Origin of the sequence: Brevundimonas sp., assembly GCF_035627475.1 — a bacterium.
Taxonomy (GTDB): domain Bacteria; phylum Pseudomonadota; class Alphaproteobacteria; order Caulobacterales; family Caulobacteraceae; genus Brevundimonas.
This window is the reverse complement of sequence record NZ_DASPLR010000005.1, coordinates 1-22,991: the sequence shown is the minus strand read 5'-3', so window position 1 is coordinate 22,991 and position 22,991 is coordinate 1. Positions and strand designations below refer to the sequence as shown.

The window sequence follows — 22,991 nt, the reverse complement described above, 5'->3', positions numbered from 1 at the left end:
CAACGCCAGAAAAATCAGATCGGTCATGCCGACGCCTCCGGCTCAGTTCAGAGCGGCAGAAGACGCCTCAAGCCCGTAAGCGGGCCATTCGGATTGGGTCGCCCGGCATAAGGCCGGCGTAAAGATCTGGCGCCAGCAGACGGGGTTGCGGTCTTGGCCGACCATCCGCCCGGGCTTTCGGGAACACGGCCTGTGTCAGAGATCGATCTGTTCTGACATCTCCGAGGCGTCGTCCACATCGATCCCGAGATACCTGACCGTGCTTTCCTTCAGCGGCTCTTCAGCGCCAGGAGCTGACATTCAGTCGCCGCCGGCAAGCAGACGTTGGCGGCATTGCCGACGGAACGACCGCTCCCGATCCATAGGCGAAGTTCCGGCGAGGGCAGGCTCACACGTCCGCTGAGTTGCCGGAGCGGGCAAAGCCGCTGTGGTTAGCAACAGGCGACGTCAAGAGCAGTCGAGCCGCCTATACAGCCAACGGTGTAGTCTGCCAAAGTCCGACCCCCCGTATCCGGAGGTGAGGCGGATGAGGTTGCAATGCCTGGTGTCGATCAGTGCGCTGTTTGTGGGCGGTGTCAGCGCCGCGAACGCTGAACCTTCGGGGCAGTGCCCTGCGCGGGATTTCCAGACCGCCGCTGGGAGGGCGGTCGACGATGTCGCTGCATCCCAAGCCTTCAGCGGCGCGGTGCTGGTGGCGATAGACGGGACCCCGGTCCTGCAACGCGCCGTGGGGCAGGCAAATCGGGAGTGGCATGTTCCGAATACGGTCAACACGCGGTTCCGGATCGGCTCGACGACCAAGACCTTCACGGCGGTGGCGATCCTGCATCTCGTCGACGAAGGCAAGGTCGCTCTGGATGAGCCGGCGGCCAAGTACATACCAAGTCTTCCCCAGACTTGGGCCGGCGTCACGGTCAGAATGCTGCTCAGTCATACGTCCGGCGTGCCCGACTACGTCTCCGCCCCGAACTTCCGCGAGCGCGAGACCCATCTGATCCAGACATCCGAAAGCCTGCTGGCTCTTGTTCGTGAAACGCCTCTCGATTTTGAGCCCGGCGCCGACTGGCGCTACAGCAACACCGGCTATCTCCTGCTGGGCATGGTGATCGAAAAGGCGTCGGGCCGCCGCTACCCGGACTTCCTGCGCGAGGAATTCTTCCAGCCGTTGGGGATGGCCGACACCGGCTATGAGACTGAGGACGCCGTCATCGAGAGGCGAGCCTCAGGCTACATGCGCACGCGCGACGGCTGGGCGGCGGGGCCGTTCATCACGCCCAGTTCGGCCTACGCGGCGGGCGCCCTCTATTCGACCGTGGGCGATCTGCTGAAATGGGATCAGGCCCTGTACGACGACCGGTTGGTGTCCCGGGCAGGGCGCGACCTGATGTTCACCGCCGTTCGCAACGAGTACGGGCTCGGCTGGCAGGTTCGCGAGACCTGGGGCGAGACGCACGTTGGTCATGGCGGTGCAATCCCGGGATTTCAGGCCTCATTTGAGCGCTACCCCGAGCGGCGGCTGACCGTGGTGGCACTGTCGAACTCCGAGCTCGGCGTCTCGGAAAAACTGGCGACGGATCTGGCAGGCCTGTGCCTAGGCGTCCCGGTCTATCCGGCCGAAGTCGCCTTGGAGCCCGGGACGCTCGATGGCTTCACTGGAGACTATCGCAATGCAGAGGGCGTCCTCGTAACAGTTGTCAGGCAGGGCCAGCGTTTGACGGTCTATGTCGGCGACCAACCGGCGGCGATCCTGTATGCTGCGGGGCCCGCCACCTTCTTCATGAAGGAGGCTGACGCGCAATTTTCTTTTCGGAGCGAGGCGGGACAGACCAACGCTCTGGTCGTGAATCAATGGGGCAGGGACCACGTTTTCGATCGTGTACTGTGAGACTTGGGCTTGGCGCCGATGTCCGCCTACCCCTGCCGGACGTTCAGGCTGATCGCGGCCCGGGGGTCGGTAGAGCGCCAGAGGCATGCGTAATCGGGCGGTCCTGCGAAGGGGCAAGCTCCCATAGAGTTCTCGGCTCAGTCCGAGATGAAGGGAGACGACGATGTTCTACGCTGCGTTGGATGTGTCGCTGCGCTCAGTGGCGGTCTGCATCATCGACGACGAGGGCAAGGTCCGCCTCGAGCGGTCCGTGCCGTCGGACGTGCCGGACCTGGTCCGCTGCCTGAACGAGTTCGGGGAGCCAATCCATCAGGTCGGACTGGAGGCCGGCACGCTCACCCAGCACCTGACCTATGGCCTTCGGGAAGCCGGCTTCGAGGTCGTGTGCATGGAAGCGCGGCAGGTCAACGCGGCGCTGTCGGCGATGCGCAACAAGACCGACAAGCACGACGCCCGCGGCATCGCGCAGATACTTCGTTCGGGCTGGTACAGCCGCGTCCATGTGAAGAGCGTCGAGAGCCACCACCTGCGCGCGCTGCTGACCAGCCGCAAGGTGATGCAGCGCAAGTGCATCGACCTGGAGAACGAGATCCGCGGCCTGCTGAAGGTCTTCGGCGTGAAGCTGCCGATGCGCCTGTCGCGTGGCGCCTTCGACGTCGCCGTGCGCGACACCATCGAGAGCGATCCGGCGCTGAGCCGCGCTCTCCTGCCGATGCTCCATGCGCGACAGATGTTGTTCGAGACCTTCATGGAGCTGGACCGGCGGGTGCGGAAGGCGGCTCACGAGGATGAGGTCTGCACCCGGTTCATGGGCATCCCCGGCGTCGGCGAGATCACCGCCCTGAGCTTCAAGGCCGCGGTCGATGACCCGACCCGCTTCAAGAGCTCGCGCACCGTCGGCGCCCACTTCGGCCTGACGCCTCGACGCTTCCAGTCCGGCGAGAAAGATAATCCCGGCCGCATCTCCCACGCCGGCGACTCCGACGTGCGCGCCACCCTCTACGCAGCCGCCAACGCCATGCTCATGCGCTCGATCGCCTGGTCGAGCCTGAAGGCCTGGGGCATGCGGCTGATGAAGACCAAGGGTCGTCGACGCGCCATCGTCGCGGTGGCCCGCAAGCTCGCTGTCGTCCTGCACCGCATGTGGGCCGACGGCACAGAGTTCCGGCACGGATCGGAGGCGGCGGCATGACCTGACCTACCGCACCACAATCCGATCCTGGCCGGATCGTCCCAGGCGGACGACGGGATGGATGAAGCCGAAAATGTCTGCTGCGCTCCGAGCGCGACCAAAAGCGAGGCTCTCCAGACCCTGATCCCATGCATGCGTGCAGCGGCTCCGCTCGCAAGGAGCCACCCGGACTGCGAAGAGAAGCGTGACCCGCGTGTTCGATCAGGCCGACGATCAAACCAGCTTGACCCCCATGCCCGATTAGAGAAGCTGACATTTACGTACGGCCGGCTTGCGGACCTGTAGTCGAACCACCGTTGGCCAGCTCACGGCCAGGAAGCCGGAGCTGCGGGAGACCCCAAACTTTTAGTGGTGACATGCCTTCGACCCCTTCGGCACTCTGGCCGAAGTTTGAGGATCGTATGCCGCTTTCCGACCCTTCCGACCTTGGCCGGCTGAATGCCACCGAGCGCGACCTGCTAGCGCTGCTGGGGCGTGGCCACACCATCAAGTCAATCGCCCATCTCAGGGGCCTTTCGGAAGCCTCTGTGAACGAGAGATTCCGGTCCGCTCGGCGCAAGACCGGGATGGGGAGCAGCCGCGAGGTAGCGCGTCTGATCCTCGCCCAGGAAAACCGTCACGAAATTCCAGAGCTGGTTTCCGAGCGGCCGCGGCCTGATGAACCTCGTCGCCCAGACGCACCTAGGGGTGTGTCGCTTGCTCGACGATGGAAACCTCTGATGATTGTCGCAACTCTGCTGGCGTCCGCCGTTCTCGCCCAACAGACGTCTGTACCTCCCGGGCCCTCAATAGCCGGGCAAGCGCTTCCGCCCGAGGCCCGCGCTTTGTTCAATCCGCCCTCGCCACCAGACCTTACCGCGCTCCATGCGGAAGTTGGAGCTGGGTCGGCAGACCCCAGTTGGACCGCTGACGTCGAGCGCAGTCTGACCCGCATATACGAGCGGGCGGCGGCGCCGGCAGAACTTGCGATGCTCGAAGTGAGCTGCAACGCCGCGCTCTGCGAAGTGCTCGGCGTCGCCGACGCCGGCATGCCGCTGAACGAAATTCCACGGATTCTTGAGTCGCTTCAGGGGCAGGAGGTGGACCAAGCCTCTCAGGCCTTGGGACTTGAGAACGTAGTGCAGAGCTTCGGCGCCTCCCCCGTGGATGCGGCCGGCTCCCCTTTTGTGTTTGCCGTCTACTGGCGTCGCGTGTCCTGAGCGCCGATATCTCTTCGGCAGACGATGCGAGCGCTATGATACTGTCTCCATGGCCACTTGCCCGCCTCCCCGGAGGAGGCGCTTCGCGCCAGAACCGACCATTGACGCCGCGGCGAGAACCGGACCTTGAGACCCGCCCCGCTGGAGGACCGCACGGCCAAGCCTAGCAAAGCCACCCCGACTAGCCACTGCCGACCTAGGTCGAAATCCGCTTACGCTCGGCTCCAGGCAAAGCATCCGGCGGGTGATCCGGAACCGCTGACCAACATCGCCCCGTGCCGATAAAGCGACCACCTGCGGGAGGGCTCGACGGCGAAGACCACGACAGACATGTCCGGGTCTGACCAGACCAGACGGGCGTCCGTTGCGGCCATGGCGTGGATAGCTGTCTCTGGTCCTGCGCCCGGCTGGAAAACGACCGTTGTGAAGCCGGCTTGATCAGGCGGCAGTTGCAACGCCCAACCCCCTCCGCCGGTGCTGATCAGGCCGAGCAGCAACACGGTCATAGTCGCCGGCCGCACAGGCGGCCCCCCGACTTGCGCCGCATCAGCAAAGTTCCGACCAGGACCGGAGCGACGCCGAAGGCGAAGAACCAGACAAGGTCCCAGATCAGCGGGTCGGGACTGTCGAGCTTGATCCGGTGGATGCCGAGCGCCGAGTGAGAGAGCACGCTATCGACCACATGCCAGAGCCGAAATCCGATGAGAACGGCGTCCAGGTTGGCAGCCCCCGCCGTTCCCCGGGAGCAGCTCGCGCCGCCCACAACGCCCACAGGCTCACCGCCGCGAGCAGGTACATCAGCGCATGAAAGTAGCCATCCCAAAGCACCTGGACGCGGAGGCTCGAGACCTCCGGCACGAGGCTGAGGAGATGGCGCCACTGGAGAATCTGGTGACGCAGGATGCCGTCGAAAAATCCGCCCAGCGCGAAGCCGAGGACCATCGCAGAAGAATGCCACCGGCCTTTCAACATCGATCCCGCCTCTCCCGGCGCGAACCGATCGATGCAGCAGGACATTCCAGTCTCGCCATCCGCCTCTGGCCAGGCGCCGGCTGCAGGGCTTCGCATCCGATCCGGGTCAGCCGGGCATGCCCGGCTTGCCGATCAATCCTGCTTGCTCGGCCAGCGCATGGAAGGCTCCGCCCCGGGCCAGCAGTTCGTCAGATCTCCCTGTCTCGACGATCCGGCCCTTCTCCATCACCACGATCAGATCCGCATCCATGATGGTCGAAAGCCGGTGCGCGATCACAAAGGTGGTCCGGCCGGCGGCGGCCGCGTCGAGGGCGCGCTTGACCTTCTGTTCGGTCACCGTGTCGAGGGCGCTGGTCGCCTCGTCGAGGATCAGGATCGGCGCGTCCTTGAGTATGGCCCGCGCGATGGCGAGCCGTTGGCGTTCGCCGCCTGACAGAAGGCGTCCCCCTTCGCCGATGATGAACCCGTAGCCACCGGGTTTGGCGCAAATGAACTCATGCGCTTCCGCTGTGCGAGCGGCGGCCTCCAGCTCCGCGTCGCTGGCGGCGGGCCGGGCCAGCCTGAGGTTCTCCGCGATGGAGCGGTTGAACAGGCCGGCGTCCTGGAAGACGACGCCGATCGCGGACCTTAGAGAGGCAAGGGTTGCGCGCCGGATGTCGTGGCCGTCGATCAGGACGCGTCCGACCGTCGGCTCCCGCTGGCGCTGGAGAAGACTCATCAGCGTGGTCTTGCCCGCACCGCTGGCGCCGACGAGGGCGACCTTGGCCCCGGCGGGGATGCGCAGGTCGATATCGAACACACCCATGTGGGAGTCCAGGAACCAGTGGCTGACCCGCTCGAACACGACCTCGCCGCGGATATCGAGCAGCGGCTCCGCATCCGGCGCGTCGGCGAGCATCAGCCGGGTGTCCATGAGGTCGAACAGCCCCTTCAGAGTCGGCGCCTGGACGAACACCCGGGCGACGGAGGCCGACAGCTGGTCCAGGCGGGCGATCAGCAGCCCGGCGAAGCCGATGAAGCTGACGATCTCGCCGACGCTGACCTGTCCGGCGGCCAGCAGCAGCGATCCGGTTGCGAACAGGGTCACCATCGCGAGAGTCGAGGCGCCCCGGGTCATGACCATCAGCACCGCCCACCAGCTCAGAACCGGATACTGGGCGCCGAGCAGGCGGCTGGTCATGGCGCGCAGGTCCGCCCCCTCCGCCCGGGTCCGGGTATAGGCCTGGATCACGCCGACGTTGGCGATCACGTCGCCGATGCGGCTGGAGACAGCCTGATGATGTTGTTCGACCCGGGCCTGACCTGCCTCCGTCCTGCCGACAACAAGCCAGCTGACGCCCAGATAGATCACTGCAAGCGAAACCAGCACGGCGGCCATGACCGGATCTATCCAGAACGCCAGCGGGATCAGCAGCACGACACTGAAGAGAGCCGGCTGCTGTTCCCGGAAGAAGGACAGGATCAGAACGAACAGGGCGTCGCCGCCGGACAGCATCGTGCGGATAACGCGACCGGTGCCCTGCTCGGACAGGAAAGGCGCGGGTAACGTCACGGCCCGCTCGAACGCCCTGTTCATCGCGGCCAGCCGCCGGCGGTGCGCCATCCGATCGGCCAGGAGGGAGACGCCCGCAGCGCCCGAGATGCTGATGACGCCCAGACCCGCCCATGCGCCGACCAGCGTCCACGGTCCGGCGCCGCGGGTGAGGGAATCGACCACCCGCCCGAACAGCACCGGCTCAAGGACGGCAAGCGCTCCCAGACCAAGGTTCGCCGCCGCCAGCGCTCCGGCGCGGCCAAGATCCGGCCGAAGTATACGGAAGGCGCGCGCGTAGAGGCCAAGGATCATAGTCCGCTCCACCCCCGCACCGCCAACCGCGGAGTCCGGGATTGGTTGCGACAGCGCCTCGAGTCGGATTCCCGACACAGGAACCCTTGTCTTTCCAACAGGTTGCCGATCTCCGGAACAGGAGGAGCGACATGGGCGACATGCGGCGCGTACTCGTTACAGGCGGGGCGGGATATATCGGCTCCCACACCGCCAAGGCGCTGGCGAGGGCCGGGCATGTGCCGGTGGTGTTCGACAACCTCAGCAACGGTCACGCCGAGGCTGTGCGCTGGGGGCCGCTGATCATCGGAGATGTGCGCGACCCGGCCGCCGTTGAGGCCTGCATGCGGGATCATGCCATCGACAGCGTCATCCACTTCGCCGGCCTGATCGAGGTCGGCCGGTCGGTGGTGGAGCCGGACGTGTTCTGGGACGTCAACCTGAACGGAGTCGCGTCGGTGCTGAGGGCCATGCGCGCCTGCGATGTGGAACGCCTGGTGTTCTCCTCGACAGCGGCCGTCTACGGCCAGCCGGACGTGCCCTCGCTCGCTTGCCTTCCCGAGACCCTGCCGCCACTGCCCATCAATCCCTATGGCGACAGCAAGCTGGCCGCCGAGCGCCTGATCGCCGCCCATGCCCGCGCCTATGGCTTGAAGGGCGTGGCCCTGCGCTATTTCAACGCCTGCGGCGCGGACCCGGAAGGCGAGATCGGCGAGGCTCACCAGCCGGAGAGCCACCTAATTCCGCTCGCGATCGAAGCGGCGCTGGGTCTCGGTCCGGCCCTGACCGTCTTCGGCCAGGACTTCCCCACGCCAGATGGCTCCTGCATCCGGGACTACATCCACGTCGCCGATCTGGCCGAGGCGCATGTCCTGGCTCTCCATGCAGACGCCGGGTCGGACGGATTCGCCGCGATCAACCTGGGGCTTGGGCAGGGTCGCTCCGTCCTGCAGGTGATCCAGGCAGTCAGCGGAGCGGTGGGTCGTCCGACCCCATTCGGTATGGGGGAGCGCCGCATCGGCGATCCCGCCTGCCTTGTCGCCGACGCGGGCCGGGCACGGACGCTGCTGGGCTGGCGCCCTGTCTTCACCGATCTGGACGAGATCGTGTCGACCGCCGTGGCATGGCGACGCCAGCCCGTCTTTGGCGACCGCCTGCTGACGACTGAAAGGCAGGTTGCGTGAGGGCCCCGGAACTGTGGGGCGGCCACGAATGCACCGTCAACCGGGTAGAGGACCAGTGGCTGGACCAGTCCCGGCTCTCCGGTCACCAGGACCGGCCTGACGATCTGGACCGTTTCGCCGCGCTGGGGCTGAAGGCGCTGCGCTATCCCGTCCTGTGGGAGCGGACGGAAGTCAGTCCGGGGTGCTTTGACTGGTCATGGCCTGACGCGCGGCTGGAGCGGATGCGATCGCTGGGTGTGCGGCCGATCGCCGGTCTGATCCACCATGGCTCCGGACCCGCCTGGACAGACCTGCTCGACCCGGCCTTCGCCACAGGCCTCGCCCGCTACGCCCGCGCCGTCGCCAGGCGATACCCTTGGGTGCGTGACTGGACCCCGGTGAATGAGCCGCTGACCACCGCCCGTTTCAGCGCCCTCTACGGGCACTGGTATCCGCATCGTCGCGACGAGCCGGCGTTCTGGCTGGCGCTGCTCAACCAGGTGGATGCGGTTCGGCTGTCGATGCGGGCGATCCGCGAGGTCATTCCCGAGGCCCGGCTGATCCAGACGGAGGATTTCGGCCACACCTGGAGCACGGCCCCCTGCGCCGATCAGGCGCGGTTTGAGAACGTCCGTCGCTTGATGACCTGGGACCTGCTGACGGGAAAGGTCGTGCCGGGTCATCCGCTCTGGCTGCGTCTTGAGAGCGTCGGGCTGGGGCCGCGCCTCGACGCCATCGCGGAAGATCCCTGTCCTCCCGATGTGCTGGGCCTCAACCATTACATCACAAGCGACCGGTTCCTGGACCACCGCCCGGAACGCTATCCGGAACACGCGCGCGGGGGAAACGGCGAGGTCGCCTATGCCGACGTGGAGGCGGTGCGGGTGCTCTCCGACCACGCCTCCGGCTGGGGGCACGGCATCGCTACCCTGTGGAACCGCTACCGACTGCCCATCGCCATCACCGAGTGCCATCTTGGCTGTACGCCCGACCAGCAGCGGCGTTGGCTGGCGACCTGCTGGCGGGCGGCGCTGCACGCGCGGAACGAGGGTATTGATCTTGAGGCGGTCACGGCTTGGGCCCTGCTCGGCAGCCACGACTGGGACAGCCTGCTGACGCGATGGCGCGGCAGCTACGAGCCGGGCGTGTTCGATGTGTCGAGCGGCCGCCCCGAGCCGACGCCGCTGGCCGGACTGGTGCGTGAACTCGCGTCAGGCAGGCAGGGTGAGCCGGGATCGCCGGGTTGGTGGGAAACAGACGAACGGCTGCTGTATCCGCCTTGTCCCTCCCTCGCGCCAATGTCTGGAACTCGACACTAGGTGGCTGAGAAAATGCAGTGATTACAAGAAGATGGAACCTATCTCCAACACAGAAGGTTGCGACTGAGACTCCCCACAGAAAGGCGTTCCATGGTCCAGCATTCCTCCTCCTCGAACAGCGCCGAGATCATCGAGTTGGGCAAGCCCAACGAGCGGACGGACCCGATCGTCTGCCTCTCCCATCTGCGTTGGGACTTCGTGTTCCAGCGACCGCAGCACCTGCTGTCGCGGTTCGCGGCCAACCGGACGGTTCTTGTCTTCGAGGAGCCGGCGCCGGCCAAGCCGGGAGCCACCATGGGGCTCGACATCAGGACCTGCCCGCGTAGCGGCGTCATCGTCGCTACACCGCATCTTCCGGACGGTCTGGAGGGGGCCTGCCGCAATACGGTGCTCAGGCAACTGCTCGACGACGCCATCGCCGCGCACGTGATCGGCAGGCCGGTGCTGTGGTACTACACGCCGATGATGTTGCCGCTGGCCCGGCACATCGACGCCGCGGCCGTGGTCTATGACTGCATGGACGAATTGGCCAACTTCAAGTTCGCGCCACCCGAACTGACCACGCTGGAGCGCGAGTTGATGGCGGCGGCGGATGTCGTCTTCACGGGCGGCTACAGCCTGTTCGAGGCCAAGCAGCGACTGCACGACAACATCCATCCCTTCCCGTCCAGCGTCGACCGCGCCCACTTCGCCCAGGCGCGCGAAGCGGACAGGGGACGCCGAAACCGGCGCCCCCGCTTCGGCTTCTATGGCGTCGTCGATGAGCGGATGGATCTGGACCTCATCGCGGCGATTTCGGAGGCGCGCCCCGGCTGGGACTTCGAGATCGTCGGTCCCGTGGTCAAGATCGCGCCGGACAGCCTGCCCCAGCGCCCGAATCTCATGTGGCCCGGGCAGAAGGGCTATGACGAGCTTCCGGCCTGCCTCGCGACCTGGGATGTCGCGATGATGCCGTTCGCGATCAACGACTCGACCCGCTTCATCAGTCCGACCAAGACGCCCGAATATCTCTCGGCCGGCCGGCCGGTGGTGTCGACGCCGATCCGTGACGTTGTGCGGCACTACGGCGACCTGGAGGCGGTCCGGATCGCGGGCGACGCTGAACGTTTCCTGGAAGCCTGCGAAGCCGCGCTGGAGCTTTCGCGCGACGAGGACAAGGGCTGGCTGGAGGACGTTGACGCGGCGCTCGCCAGCCTGTCCTGGGATCAAACCCAGCTGCGGATGTCGGCCCTGATCGACAGCGCCGCGCAACGCCGGGAGTCGGCGCCTCAACGTCCCGCCGTGGCCGCGCCTTCAGTCTGGCCGGCGATCCGCCGGTCGCACTACGACGCCCTTGTCGTCGGGGCGGGGTTCGCGGGCTCTGTGCTCGCGGAACGGCTCGCCTCGCAGGGACAACGGGTCCTCATCATCGACCGGCGCCCCCACATCGGCGGCAACGCTTTCGATCGGCTGGACGAGGCCGGCGTGCTGATCCACCAGTACGGGCCGCACATCTTCCACACCAACTCGGCCGAGATTTTCGACTATCTGTCCCGCTTTACCCGGTGGCGGCCCTACGAACATCGCGTGCTCGCGCAGGTGAACGACCGCCTCGTGCCGATGCCGATCAACCGCACCACCCTGAACGCCCTGTACGACCTCGACCTCAGGTCAGACGAACAGGCGGAGGCCTTCCTGGCTTCGCGCGCGGAGCCGGTCGAACGGATCCGCACCTCCGAGGATGTGGTGGTGAACGCCATCGGCCGCGAGCTCTATGAGACCTTCTTCCGCGGCTACACCCGCAAGCAGTGGGGTCTCGACCCGTCCGAGCTCGACAAATCGGTAACCGCCCGGGTCCCGACCCGGACCAACACCGACGACCGCTATTTCACCGACGCCTTCCAGGCCATGCCGCTGGATGGCTACACGCGGATGTTCGAGAACATGCTCGATCACGAGAATATCGATATCGAGACCGGCGTCGAATATCGGGACGTCGTCGATGATGTGTTGCACGACCGGCTGATCTTCACCGGGCCCGTCGACGAGTTCTTCGATCATCGCTACGGCCAACTGCCCTACCGCTCGCTGCGGTTCCGCCATGTGACGCTTGACCAGGAGCAGTTCCAGCCGGTCGCGACCGTCAACTATCCCGACGAGGCCACACCGTTCACGCGGATCACCGAATACAAGCACCTCACCGGCCAGTCTCATCGGAAGACCAGCATCACTTACGAATATCCGGCGGCGGAGGGGGACCCGTACTATCCGATCCCACGGCCCGAGAACCAGGCGCTGTTCAAGAAGTACGAAGCGCTGGCGGCGAGCCGTCCAGACGTCACCTTCGTCGGAAGGCTGGCCACCTATCGGTACTACAACATGGACCAGGTCACGGGCCAGGCCCTGGCGACCTGGCGCCGCCTGAAGCCACCCGTGGCAAGCGAAGTGGTGGACGAGGCGGCGATCGCGAGCCTGTAGATGGTCTACGATTTCCTCTACTTCTTCCGGGGTTCGGCGGAGCCGGCTCGCGAAAGGCGCGCCGCTCCGGCCGATGGGGTGGCTCGGGCCCACGCGGCAGGGGAACTGCTGCGGATGCCCAGTCGCCTGGGCGTCGAAGTCTGGTGCGGCGGAAGACTGATCTGGCGTCGCAGCCGCTCGCCGCTGGGGGAAGACCCTCCCTTCGCCGCTTGAAGAGCCCCCGATACGCCCGCGCGAACCGCGCTCACTGCACAGTTATCATTCCGGGACTCGCCCGGTTGGTCTGGCATCCTCGCAACGTAGAGCGCGATGACCTTCAACCGCTCGGTCGAACGGGGCCCGCCGCTTGACCGCCGAGCTACGCAACTGGTCCGAACAGCTCCGCTCCGTGGCAGCGGGCGGGTTGCCGATGGCCGAACCCATGGGAGGCCGCTTCACCGGATCGGGACCCATTGACACAACGCGGCCGTCGGGGTCCGCCATTGCCCCTGGCGGCCTTCCGCGGCCGAGATCGGGGTTCCTGGAACCAGACAATTTGGACGACCGCTATGAGTCAAAAGGTGTTGCTCAGTGCACATTGCGAAAGACGCACTGAAAAGCCCGGTGCTGCTCCACGCGAAGAGAGCCTGTTGGTTTCATCAGTCCTCGCAGTCTTACGGTCGGAACAATGGAGTTCGGCTTAGTTGCGGGGGACATAGTTGGTCGTCACGCGTCGATGGCAGGTGGGAGCGCGGTCAGACGACATGGCTACGCATAGGGATAAACGGCCCTCATCCCATGCGGAGCATTGACTCAGGGTAGCAATCCTGCAGCCTATCGGGGTGTTTTCGGTAGCGGGCGAGTAGGTGATGATCTTCAGACGTGAGCTGTCGGGCGACTTCGGCCAACGCCGTCTCGCTAGGCTAGCGCTGATCGCCGCGGCACTGATGGTGTGGAGTTCACTGGCGAGTCCAGCCTCGGCCCAAGTTCACACTAATCTACTTCGCAATGGGGACTTTGAATCAGGAAGCCTGTCGGGCCAGCAGATCTGGATGCCCGTCCCTGGCGACTTCGAGGCTCGGCCGGACACAGAGAGTGTGCACGAGGGCCAAACCAGCTTCCGGCTCGCACGGGATCCATCATCTTCGAGTACCTTCGCCGCTATCGCCCAGGCGATCGATGCGGCTCCCTTAAGAGGGAAGACGGTACGCTTCCGAGCGGCGGCCAGGGTTATGGGAGGCACGTCCGGTTCACGCGGCGGCCTGTGGCTGAGAGTTGATCGGGAGGCCGGGGCTCGCGGCTTCTTTGACAATATGAGCGCCCGTCCGATCCGTTCCTCGGAATGGGCTGTCTACGAAATCGTGGCGCCAGTCGCGGACGATGCGACCAGTTTGACTGTCGGCTTCCTCCTGAATGGCGCCGGACCGGGCTGGATCGACTCCGCTAGCCTCGAAATCGTGCCGACATCCCCGGCCGACGAAGCGGATGGTCAGCCTCTCTCCGCGCGGGAGGTCAATAATCTGACCGCCTTCGCCAAACTGTACGGATATGTGCGGTGGTTCTCGCCTTATTCGGAGCCGAATGACGCGCGCTGGGACCAGATCGCGAGCGATGGAGCAGTCGCGGCGTCGCGGGCCGAAAGCCCCCAAGCGCTCGCTACAACGCTCCGCACCTGGTTCGAACCGATGGCGCCCGATCTCGTCATCAGCCTGCAGCCAAACACACCCAATCCCGAGCGCGGGCCGACCGGAGAGCTGGACCTGGTTCGCTGGCGCCACGAGGGGGTGGAGTTCGCCAATCCGGCCTATCGAAGCGAACGCGTCAGCGCTGAGCGCCTCGAGACCTGGCAAGCCGGTCTGGGCTCGGGTTTGTTTGTTTCTTTGCCGCTCGCTGCGCCGCGCACGGCGCTGTCGAGCGAAGCGCGACCGGACGCGCTACAGACGGCCCAACAGGCCGGCAATGACCGTGCGACGCGCCTTGGGGCGACCATCATCGCCTGGAACGTCTTCCGACATTTCTATCCATACTTCGAAGACGACGGTGAAAACTGGGAGAGGGATCTTGGAAATCGCCTTGTGAACGCGGCGGAAGCGTCCGAACCAGCCGCATTTCGCATCGTGCTCCAGTCGATGGTCGCCGACTTGCATGATGGCCATGGAGACGTCGGCCCCGAGACCGACGATTACCGCCTTCCGCTTCTCTGGCAGTGGATTGAGAACGCTCTAGTCGTCACCGCGGTGGCGCGCGACAGCGACGACGGGATCGGCGTCGGCGATGTGATCGTCGCGATCGACGGACGCCCGGTCGAGGAACTGCTCAGAAATGAAAGCGCTCTGGTGTCGGCCTCCACAGACGCCCATCGGTTCTGGCGTGCAGCCGAGGCGCTGCGCAGTTGGCAGACGAACCGACCAATGACCATCCGCGTCGAGGGAGCGGATAAGGTCCAACGGGACGTGCAGCTCACGCCGGTCGCCTCCATGAGGCTCTCCGGATTGCTCGAGGAAAATCGCCCAGCGCCGGTGACGTGGTTCCCGCAAGGCACCTGGTATTTTGATCTGACGCGCTTGGATGATCGACGGCTGGATGAGGCGCTTAGACAGGTCAGGCCAGATCAACCGGTGATCTTCGATCTGCGCGGCTATCCGCATGGGGTGAAGGCCGATTTCCTCGGCCATCTGACGAGCGAGCCAGTTGATACTCCCCCATTCCGGATCGCTGTCGTGGAACTCCCCGAGATGCGTGATCGCCACTGGAAGACGGTCGGTTGGGATGTCGCTCCAACTCTACCCCGCCTTCGGGGTCGGGTCGCCTTCCTCACGGACGAGCGCGCCATTAGCTATTCGGAGACCCTGCTCGCGATGGTCCGGGGACACGACCTAGCGGAAATCGTGGGAGAGCCTACGGCGGGCGTGAACGGGAACGTTAACCCATTCAATCTTCCTGGAAGCCATCAAATCGTCTGGACCGGGATGAAGGTCGTGAACCACGACGGATCGGACCTCGCAGGCAGTGGTGTTCAACCCACGGTGCCAGTCTCTGCGACGATCGCAGGAATTCGCCAACGGCGGGACGAGGTGTTGGAGCAGGGCATCGAAGTCGTGATCCAGTCAGGCGATACGGCGCTCGCCTCGCCGCAGGGTGACATGCTTCAACGAGCGCCGCGCTGATGATTTCCACCAGAACTCTTTCGCCGCGAGAGCGCATTGATGCGGTGGGCATGGCGCTCGGCGCCCCTGGTGTGAATGCGGATGACCGGTGGTCTTGGTGGAGAGAGGCCTATTTTAGGCACCGCGACGCCGCGTGGGATCACTGGCTCAATTCATGGCGGGGGTCAGCCGACGGCAAAACGGTCGTCGAGATCGACGCCCCTCTGCCTCCCAAAATTGGCTCCGAGTCAGGCTGGAGCCAGCATCTTGCCATGGTCCGGGACTTCAGCGGGGACCGGCTGGATGCCGATAGAACCTTGGTTCTCAGTCCTGTCGCAGCCATCATCCATCCGTTTCTCGATCACGCGCGACATGAGTTGGCGCTGGCGCTGGGTGAGACAGATCTCGCCTTCGGTGTTGGGCGCCAGATCTGCGAAGCTGCTATTTCCGCATTGCGGGAGCGCTTGACTGCCATGGCGGGGCCCGCCACGGCCGTCGCCGCCAATATCGAGCGTCTGACCTCGGGTCAGCCCGGCGACACGACGGATGTAAGGGTCCGACGCTTCGAGGAGAGCGCCAGATCCTGGCCGGCGCGCTTGAGGCTTCTTCAAGCCACGCCCGTTCTGGACAGGCTCCTCGCGCAGGTCAGCCTTGATGCGATGGATGCTTGTCTGATTTTCGCGCGCCATTTCGCGGCTGATCGGGAGGACCTCGGCCTCGTTGCGGACCAGCGTCCGCGTCGTGCGATTGGTCGGCGGGTCGTAGCCCAAGGGCGGCAGCCCGCCCATCCACATGCCCTTGGCCTTGGAGGCGGCGATCTTGTCGCTAATGCGCTCGCCGGTGACCTCGCGCTCGAACTGGGCGAAGGAGAGGAGCACGTTCAGGGTGAGGAGAACCATGGACGAACAGGATATCGACGATCGCGTAGGCGCGCGGATCAAGGAGCTGCGAAAAGCTGCAGGCCTAAGTCAGACAGAGCTTGGCCGGCGGATCGGCGTCACATTTCAACAAGTTCAAAAATACGAAAACGGCGGCAACCGTGTCTCGGCTTCCAAGCTCTGGCTGATCGCCAGATGTTTTGGGGTGCACGCGTCCGCCATCCTGGCAGACCTTCCAGGGCCGAGCGAACCGGCGACCGAGAATACGCAGCGGCTTCTTGCTGCTTGGCAACTCATCCCCGAAAACCAGCGGGAGCCTTTGCTGGACTTGGTGGAAAGCATGGCTGTTCACAAGCGGCTCAGAGGTCGTCAGAGGGCTGTGCAGTCGGAGCCGAAGGTTCAGGACTGATCCGCCCCACTTATGGGCCTGCTCCGCCCTGAATGAGGAGCGTGCACCCATCTCTGCGGGCGTCATCAATCCGAACTGGTCTGGGAAAGGTTAGCGGATCCCAGGTCAGCTAAGGTCAATCCATTAGTGCAGAATACCAAAAGCGCACTGAGAATGAGGCGGCGGTGGGACGACAGTCACCGCCTCGGCTCTTGCGGTCACCTCACGCGGCGGCGTGCGAGGGTTCGCGGGTGACCGCAGACAGATGACCGTTCAACATCATCAGCACCCGGTCCGCCTTGGCCAGCAGGGCGGGCCGGTGAGCAATGACGATCCGCGTCATCGCCATCCCGTCGACAAGATCAGTCTATGACGACGGCGGCTACTCAGGAGGCAACATCGAACGGCCGGGGCTGAAGCGGCTGCTGGAGGATGTGGACGCAGGGCTGGTCGACACCATCGTGGTCTACAAGATCGACCGGCTGTCCCGCTCGCTGGCGGACTTCGCCCGCATCGTCGACCGGCTGGACAAGGCGCAGGCTTCGTTCGTCTCGGTGACCCAGTCGTTCAACACCACCACCTCGATGGGGCGGCTCGCCGCCAACACCCGCGCCCGCAAGGAGCGGCCGCTTCGTTCTGCGCAGCTCCCGCTCAAGGGGGCTGGTGTTCGACGCCGACGGACACCCGATGAGCCCGTCCTTCGGGAACGGCTGACGCGGGCGAGTTATCGCTACTATGTGTCGGCGCCGCTCCAGCAGGGACGGAAGGTCCACGAGCGGGAAGGGGTGCTGCGGCGAGTCTCAGCCGAGGCGCTGGAGGAGGCGGTGCGTACGCAGGTGGCCACAGTACTCCCGGGCGGGTCCGAGCGCCCAATGGCTGAGCTGTTGAAGCCGGTGCGACGGGTGGAGGTGCTGCCGCAGGAGCTCCGGATCGCCTTTGAGGCCAAGGCGCTGCCGCGGGATGTGCGTGAGCGGCTTCAGCCTTGCGACGCTCATCCAGACCAGGTGGTGCTGGTCGCGCCAGTACGGTGTCAGGCGCGGGGCGGCAGGACGTGGGTGCTCACGCCGACCTGTCCGACAGCAACCCGCAAGGCGCGGCGCGATCCGGTGCTGATCCGCGGCCTGCGCCAGGCCCACAGGATCGCTGCCGGTCTCGGCTGGCGTTCTAGCGACGGCTCGTTCGCCGGCTCGGGCAAGGCGCCGACCAGCAGCTACGAGCGCAGACTCTGGCCGCTGGTGTTCCTGGGCCCCGATATCCAGCAGGCGATCCTGGAAGGGCGTCAGCCGCCGGCGCTCACCCTGGATCAGCTGCTCAAGATGCGCCTCCCGAGAGGCTGGCCCGGGCAGAGGCGGGCGCTGGGCTTCGACGGAAAATGATCGCTGTTCCGCTCAGGAACGCTCCCTGTTCCGGGAAACATCGATCCCTGTTCCGTTCGAAAATAATCCCTGTTCCGGTGGTATATCGTTCCCTGTTAATTTCGACGGCGACCGCAGCCGGTCTTGAGCCGAACCCTTGCGCTGCGGGCGTTTACGGGGCGCGGCGCGTCTCAGGGTACGAAATCGGGTCCTCGAAAAACTTCTGATTTCCCTGTTCCGGCCAATAACAGGGAAACTCCACCAGATGTGGTTAGCGCAGAGACTGGCCCGCCAACGGCGGCCGAAAGCCTGCTCCGAAGGCGCAGGAACAGCGGGCAGTACGGGAGTTTGGCGGCGAATAGCCCCGACGTTCCGGGCGCTTGCAGCGCCGGGGTCAGATCAGAGAACTGTTCCGGGGGTGAGTGGCGGACAGAGAGGGATTCGAACCCTCGGTAGGCTTTCACCTACACACGCTTTCCAAGCGTGCGCGATCGACCACTCCGCCACCTGTCCGTTTCCACGACGTCGCCCGGAGGCCTGCGTGAGCCGCCGGATCGGTCTTTCCGGCGGAGGCAGGCTGATAGAACAAGCCGCCCCCCTCGGCAAGCGCCGCCGAACATCCCATATAGGCCCCGAACGTTCGACCCGGAGTCCCGCCATGCTGTTCAAGAAATCCCACGAGATGCCGACCCGCGATAACGCCCTGCCGGGCCGGGCCGGGCCGGTGCGCACCGACGAGGTCCACTACGTCAGCGGCCGGCCGCTGAAGGGCCCGCATCCGGAAGGCTTCGAGACCGCGATCTTCGGCATGGGCTGCTTCTGGGGCGTCGAACGGGTGTTCTGGCAGCTGCCGGGCGTCTGGGTCACCGCGGCCGGCTATTCGGGCGGCTTCACGCCCAATCCGACCTATGAGGAGACCTGCACGGGCCGCACCGGCCACGCCGAGGTGGTGCAGGTGGTCTTCAATCCGCACGAGATCAGCTACGGCGAGCTGCTCAAGGTGTTTTGGGAGAACCACGATCCGACCCAGGGCATGCGCCAGGGCAATGACATCGGCACCACCTACCGCTCGGCGATCTACTATCTGAACGACGTCCAGAAGGCCGAGGCCGAGGCCTCGCGCGACGCCTATCAGGCCGCCCTGCGCAAGGCCGGTCGCGGCGACATCACCACCGAGATCGCGCCGGCGGGACCGTTCTACTACGCCGAGGACTACCACCAGGCCTATCTGGCCAAGAACCCCGGCGGCTATTGCGGCATCGGCGGCACCGGCGTGACCTGCCCGATCGGCGTCGGCGTGGACGCCTGACATGGATCGGGCGGGGGTCGGCAAGGTCTGCCTGGCCTTGCCGGCGGCGACGCTGGACCATCCGTTCGGCGACGATCACGACGCCTACAGGGTTGGCGGCAAGATGTTCTGCATGGTCGGGGCCATGGGAAGCATCTCGTTCAAGGTGTCCGACATCGCCTTTGAGGTGCTGACCGAATCCGGCCGCGCCCGCCCGGCCCCCTATATGGCCCGCAACAAGTGGGTGAACCTGCCGCGCATCAACGACTGGCCTGACGACGAACTGGCCGACCACCTCGCCATCGCCCATTCGATCGTGGCGGCGAAGCTGACGAAGAAGGCGCGGGCGGCGCTGGGCCTCGCCTAATGGGGGCTGGCCAGCCGCCCCTTCTCCTCCGCGATCCAGCGGTCCATCCGCTCGTCCAGCAGCCCCAGCGGCAGGGGACCGTCGACCAGCAGGGCGTCGTGGAACCGGCGCACGTCGAACCGGTCGCCCAGCTCGCGTTCCGCCCGCGCCCGCACCTCGCGCAGCCGGATCTCGCCGATCTTGTAAGCTGTGGCCTGCCCGGGCCAGCCGATGTAGCGCTGCAGCTCGGTCTCGATGTTGTGCGGGGCGAGCGCCGAGTTGTCCCGGAAGCACGCCCTCGCCTGCTCGATGCTCCAGCCCTTGGCGTGGATGCCGGTGTCCGCCACCAGGCGGCAGGCGCGCCACATCTCGTAGCTGAGCTTGCCGAACTGTTCGTAGGGCGTGCGGTAGATGCCCATCTCGATGCCGAGGAACTCGGCGTAGAGGCCCCAGCCCTCGACGAAGGCGGTGACGTCGGCGTTGCGGCGGAACCAGGGCAGGTCGCCCAGTTCCTGCTGGGTGGCGATCTGCAGGTGGTGGCCCGGCGCCGCCTCGTGCAGGGTCAGGGCCGGCAGCTCGTACAGCGGCCGCTGGTCCAGCCTGGACGTGTTGACCATGTAGCCGCCGGCTATGCCCAGCGCCATCGAGCCGCCGTTGTAGCGGCCGGTGGTGTACTGCTCCTCGATCTCGCGCGGGACCGGGCGCACGCCGTAGGGCAGGCGCGGCAGGCTCTCGCGGAACAGCATCGGCAGCTTGTCGTCGGCGCGCTTGGCGATTTCCGAGGCCTTCTCCAGCAGATCCTCGCGGGTTGTGGCGTAGAACTGCGGATCGGTGCGCAGGAAGTGCAGGAACGATGCGAAGTCGCCGGTCCAGCCGGCCTGCTTCACGATCACGTCCATCTCGGCGCGGATGCGCGCGACCTCCTGCAGGCCCAGCTGGTGGATCTGCTCGGGCGTCATGTCGGTGGTGGTGTAGCCGCGCGCCAGGAAGGCGTAATAGTCCTGCCCGCCCTTCAGGCTGCCGACGCCGAGCCCCTTGCGGGCCTTTGGCGCGTACTCGGTCTCGACGAAGCGCAGGTACTCGCGGCGGACGGGGACGATCTTCTCGGCCACCAGCGCCTTCAGCCGCGCCCGCAGCTGGGCCTGCTCGGCCGCCGGGATGGTCGAGGGCAGGGTCTCGAAGGGCTTCAGCAGCGGGTCCTGGTCGAGGGGGATCGCCACTTCAGTGCGCATGACGGCGATGGCGCTGTCGACCACCGACTTCGGCTGGGTGAAGCCGCTGGCGAGCCCGCGCCGGGCGGCCAACGTCGAATGGCGGAAGGCCTCGGGCGCGCCCGCGATGCGCGACAGGTAGGCCTCGGCCTCCTCGCGCGAGCCGATCCGCGTCGACGAGCCCATGTAGCTGAGGAAGCCGTTCGGTCCGCCCTCGCTGTCGAAGGCCAGCCGGCCGCCGTCGTAGTCCACCCGCTCGATGTTGCGGGCCACCACGCGCGAGAGGAAGGCGTGGTCGAGCTGGTTGTCGGGGGACAGGCGCGCGGCGTCCATGGACGCCAGCCGGCCGGCGAACTTGCGGTACTCCCCCTGGCGGCGCAGGTCGGCCTCGCGGCTGAAGTCCGGCAGGCGGGCGAGCGCCGCCTTGTCGCCTTCGAGGCCGGCGGTGAAGGGGTCCTCCGCCCGCTCGAACGCCTCGAAGTCCCTGGTCAGCGCCAGGAACGCCGCGTCCTCGGCCGTCGCGGCCGGCGCTGAGGTCTGGGCCGGGGCCTGAGCGACAGCGACGGACATGGGCGCGAGCACGAGCGCGAGAGCGGTGGAAGCGGCCTTCAGCATGGATATCCCCCCGGGAGCGGCCCTCCCGGCCGCGATCGGCGGCGATAGTTGCGCGGGATGGGCGGCCGCGTCCACGGGCGGCGACATTACGGCTTGGTAATGGGGCGGGCCGGGCCCGGTTTTCCCTGTTCGGTCCTGTTTCGGTAACAGGAGGGACAGGGCTTCGGCGCCGCAGGCCCAAGGGTCCAGAGGGGATCGGCCGGGGGTCGAGGGCGCAGTCTGGTGAGGCATGGGGCTTGCTGGACCTGTTGCAGGGCCGGGATTTGCCGGCATCTGCCCGCAGGGTCCGCTGGTTCGTTGTGAACCGTCAAATCAGCGTAGGCTGCAACCATGCCGGGGCTCGCGCCGCCCCCGCCCACGCCGCGGAACAGGGAAATTCGCAGCGCCCGGAACAGGGAATTCGAAGGCGCGGAACAGGGAATTTGCTGGCGTTCCGCCGCTGAAATGGTGAGCCCCTACTCCGCCGGCGGCCCCACGGGCGCGAGGCCGTCGTCGGTCTCCTCCTCGTCGTCGCCGAGGCGGCGCAGGTCGGCGCGGAGAAGGTCCTCCATGCGCGGCGAGCTCTCGCGGCTGGCGACCGTGAAGCGCTCCTCGTCGCCCCACATCGGGCGCAGCTCGTGGAACAGCTTCTCGTCGTGCAGGCGGAACAGCCGCGCCGCCTTCTCCGCCCGGTAGGCCCGCCAGCCCAGTGCGCGCAGAGTCTCGGCCGCCAGCGCCAGGCCGCCCTCGAAGGTCTCGCGCTCGACCACGTCGGCGCCGCGGTTCAGCAGCTCATAGGCGTGGCGGCGGTCATAGGCCCGGGCCAGCACCTTCAGGTGCGGGAAGGCCTCCTTCACCGTTTCCACCAGCTCGGCCGAGCGCTCCACGTCGTCGATGGCGATGACCAGGGCGCGCGCGCGCTCGGCGCCGGCGGCGCGCAGCAGGTCCAGCCGCAGGGCGTCGCCGTAGTACACGCGCCGTCCGAAGCGGCGCAGCAGGGTGATCTGCTCGACCGAGCTTTCCAGCACCGAGGTGGCGAAGCCGTTGGCGTTCAGCACGCGGCCCACGATCTGCCCGAAGCGGCCGAAGCCGGCGATGATGACGTGGGCCTCTTCCTCGTCGAACTCGTTGTCGGGCTCGTCGGCGGCGGCGGGGACGGGCGGGCGGCTGAGCCGGGCCCAGACAGCCGCCAGGATCGGCGTCGAGGCCATGGAGATGGCGACGGCGGCGGTGAGCAGGCCCGCCAGTTCCGCGCCTACCACCCGCGCGCCGACAGCGAAGGACAGCAGGACGAAGGCGAACTCGCCGCCCTGGCTGAGCGCCACCCCGGCGGTCCCCGCCTCGCGCCAGGGCTGGCGGAAGACAATGGCGACGCCGGCCATGACCAGCGCCTTGGCCGCGACCAGTCCCAGCACCATGCCGCCCAGCAGGAGGGGCTGTTGCAGCACCAGCGGCACGTCCAGGCCGGCGCCGACGGTGATGAAGAAGAGGCCCAGCAGCAGGCCGCGGAACGGCTCGATGTCGGTCTCCAGCTCGCGCCGGAACTCGCTCTCGGCCAGGACCACGCCGGCGAGGAAGGCGCCCAGGGCGGGCGACAGGCCCACCGCCTGCATCAGCACCGCCACGCCGATGACCAGCAGCAGGGCCGCGGCGGTGAAGGTCTCGCGCAACTGCAGCCGGGCGATGAAGCGGAACACCGGGCGGGTCAGGTAGCGGCCGCCCACCACGACCGCCCCGACCGCCGCCAGGGTCGCGATGGCGCGGATCCAGACCGACTGGCCCGCCAGCCACGCC

15 protein-coding genes, 1 tRNA gene and 2 pseudogenes are annotated in these 22,991 nt (G+C 66.4%); 11 read left to right on the top strand and 7 right to left on the bottom strand.

Features of this window, described 5'->3' with window-relative positions:
- Nucleotides 1-195 precede the first annotated feature (195 nt).
- Nucleotides 196-267, bottom strand: a pseudogene (locus VEA62_RS01590) (integrase); the annotation flags it as partial.
- Between the two features lie 259 nt (nt 268-526).
- On the opposite strand from VEA62_RS01590, the gene VEA62_RS01585 reads away from it, so the two are divergent.
- The 3 genes from VEA62_RS01585 (at nt 527) to VEA62_RS01575 (ending at nt 4,276) form a co-directional block, all read left to right on the top strand.
- Complete coding sequence (locus VEA62_RS01585) at nt 527-1,885, top strand: serine hydrolase domain-containing protein (protein ID WP_324817524.1); 1,359 nt, start codon at nt 527-529, stop codon at nt 1,883-1,885.
- Between the two features lie 163 nt (nt 1,886-2,048).
- A complete protein-coding gene (locus VEA62_RS01580) occupies nt 2,049-3,077 on the top strand; it encodes an IS110 family transposase (RefSeq protein ID WP_324817522.1) in 1,029 nt (342 codons plus the stop codon).
- A gap of 968 nt (nt 3,078-4,045) precedes the next feature.
- On the top strand, nt 4,046-4,276 hold the full coding sequence (locus tag VEA62_RS01575; RefSeq protein ID WP_324817520.1) for a hypothetical protein: 231 nt from the start codon (nt 4,046-4,048) through the stop codon (nt 4,274-4,276).
- A gap of 502 nt (nt 4,277-4,778) precedes the next feature.
- Here the strand turns inward: VEA62_RS01575 and VEA62_RS01570 are convergent.
- Together VEA62_RS01570 and VEA62_RS01565 are read right to left on the bottom strand one after the other, a co-directional pair.
- Nucleotides 4,779-5,218, bottom strand: a pseudogene (locus VEA62_RS01570) (DUF2243 domain-containing protein).
- 136 nt (nt 5,219-5,354) lie between these two features.
- Nucleotides 5,355-7,094 carry an ATP-binding cassette domain-containing protein gene (locus VEA62_RS01565; RefSeq protein ID WP_324817518.1) on the bottom strand — a complete coding sequence of 580 codons (1,740 nt, stop codon included), beginning with the start codon at nt 7,092-7,094 and terminating at the stop codon, nt 5,355-5,357.
- Between the two features lie 131 nt (nt 7,095-7,225).
- On the opposite strand from VEA62_RS01565, the gene galE reads away from it, so the two are divergent.
- From galE to VEA62_RS01545, 4 genes are all read left to right on the top strand, one after another.
- Complete coding sequence (galE, locus tag VEA62_RS01560) at nt 7,226-8,257, top strand: UDP-glucose 4-epimerase GalE (protein WP_324817515.1); 1,032 nt, start codon at nt 7,226-7,228, stop codon at nt 8,255-8,257.
- Nucleotides 8,254-9,555 carry a hypothetical protein gene (locus VEA62_RS01555; protein WP_324817513.1) on the top strand — a complete coding sequence of 434 codons (1,302 nt, stop codon included), beginning with the start codon at nt 8,254-8,256 and terminating at the stop codon, nt 9,553-9,555. Before galE ends, VEA62_RS01555 begins: the two co-directional genes overlap by 4 nt.
- 90 nt (nt 9,556-9,645) lie before the next feature.
- On the top strand, nt 9,646-12,012 hold the full coding sequence (gene glf / locus VEA62_RS01550) for a UDP-galactopyranose mutase (protein ID WP_324817510.1): 2,367 nt from the start codon (nt 9,646-9,648) through the stop codon (nt 12,010-12,012).
- A 1,292-nt stretch (nt 12,013-13,304) separates the two neighbouring features.
- Nucleotides 13,305-15,158, top strand: a complete 1,854-nt coding sequence (locus VEA62_RS01545; protein WP_324817508.1) for a S41 family peptidase — start codon at nt 13,305-13,307, stop codon at nt 15,156-15,158.
- Between the two features lie 227 nt (nt 15,159-15,385).
- On the opposite strand, the gene VEA62_RS01540 is transcribed toward VEA62_RS01545, so the two are convergent.
- On the bottom strand, nt 15,386-16,036 hold the full coding sequence (locus tag VEA62_RS01540) for a hypothetical protein (RefSeq protein WP_324817505.1): 651 nt from the start codon (nt 16,034-16,036) through the stop codon (nt 15,386-15,388).
- Here VEA62_RS01540 and VEA62_RS01535 point away from each other — a divergent pair.
- Together VEA62_RS01535 and VEA62_RS01530 are read left to right on the top strand one after the other, a co-directional pair.
- Complete coding sequence (locus VEA62_RS01535) at nt 16,035-16,424, top strand: helix-turn-helix transcriptional regulator (RefSeq protein ID WP_324817503.1); 390 nt, start codon at nt 16,035-16,037, stop codon at nt 16,422-16,424. The genes VEA62_RS01540 and VEA62_RS01535 overlap by 2 nt on opposite strands.
- Nucleotides 16,425-16,729: 305 nt before the next feature.
- A complete protein-coding gene (locus tag VEA62_RS01530) occupies nt 16,730-17,779 on the top strand; it encodes a recombinase family protein (RefSeq protein WP_324817500.1) in 1,050 nt (349 codons plus the stop codon).
- Nucleotides 17,780-18,181: 402 nt separating this feature from the next.
- On the opposite strand, the gene VEA62_RS01525 is transcribed toward VEA62_RS01530, so the two are convergent.
- Nucleotides 18,182-18,271: transfer RNA gene (locus VEA62_RS01525), tRNA-Ser, on the bottom strand.
- Between the two features lie 145 nt (nt 18,272-18,416).
- Here VEA62_RS01525 and msrA point away from each other — a divergent pair.
- Both msrA and VEA62_RS01515 read left to right on the top strand, forming a co-directional pair.
- Nucleotides 18,417-19,067 carry a peptide-methionine (S)-S-oxide reductase MsrA gene (gene msrA, locus VEA62_RS01520; RefSeq protein WP_324817498.1) on the top strand — a complete coding sequence of 217 codons (651 nt, stop codon included), beginning with the start codon at nt 18,417-18,419 and terminating at the stop codon, nt 19,065-19,067.
- A 1-nt stretch (nt 19,068) separates the two neighbouring features.
- On the top strand, nt 19,069-19,413 hold the full coding sequence (locus VEA62_RS01515) for an MmcQ/YjbR family DNA-binding protein (protein WP_324817496.1): 345 nt from the start codon (nt 19,069-19,071) through the stop codon (nt 19,411-19,413).
- Here VEA62_RS01515 and VEA62_RS01510 read toward each other — a convergent pair.
- Both VEA62_RS01510 and VEA62_RS01505 read right to left on the bottom strand, forming a co-directional pair.
- Entirely contained in the window at nt 19,410-21,218 is a 1,809-nt protein-coding gene (locus VEA62_RS01510; protein ID WP_324817493.1) for a DUF885 domain-containing protein, read from the bottom strand. The genes VEA62_RS01515 and VEA62_RS01510 overlap by 4 nt on opposite strands.
- Before the next feature lie 455 nt (nt 21,219-21,673).
- On the bottom strand, nt 21,674-22,991 hold a 1,318-nt coding region (locus VEA62_RS01505), incomplete at its 5' end, for a cation:proton antiporter (RefSeq protein WP_324817491.1).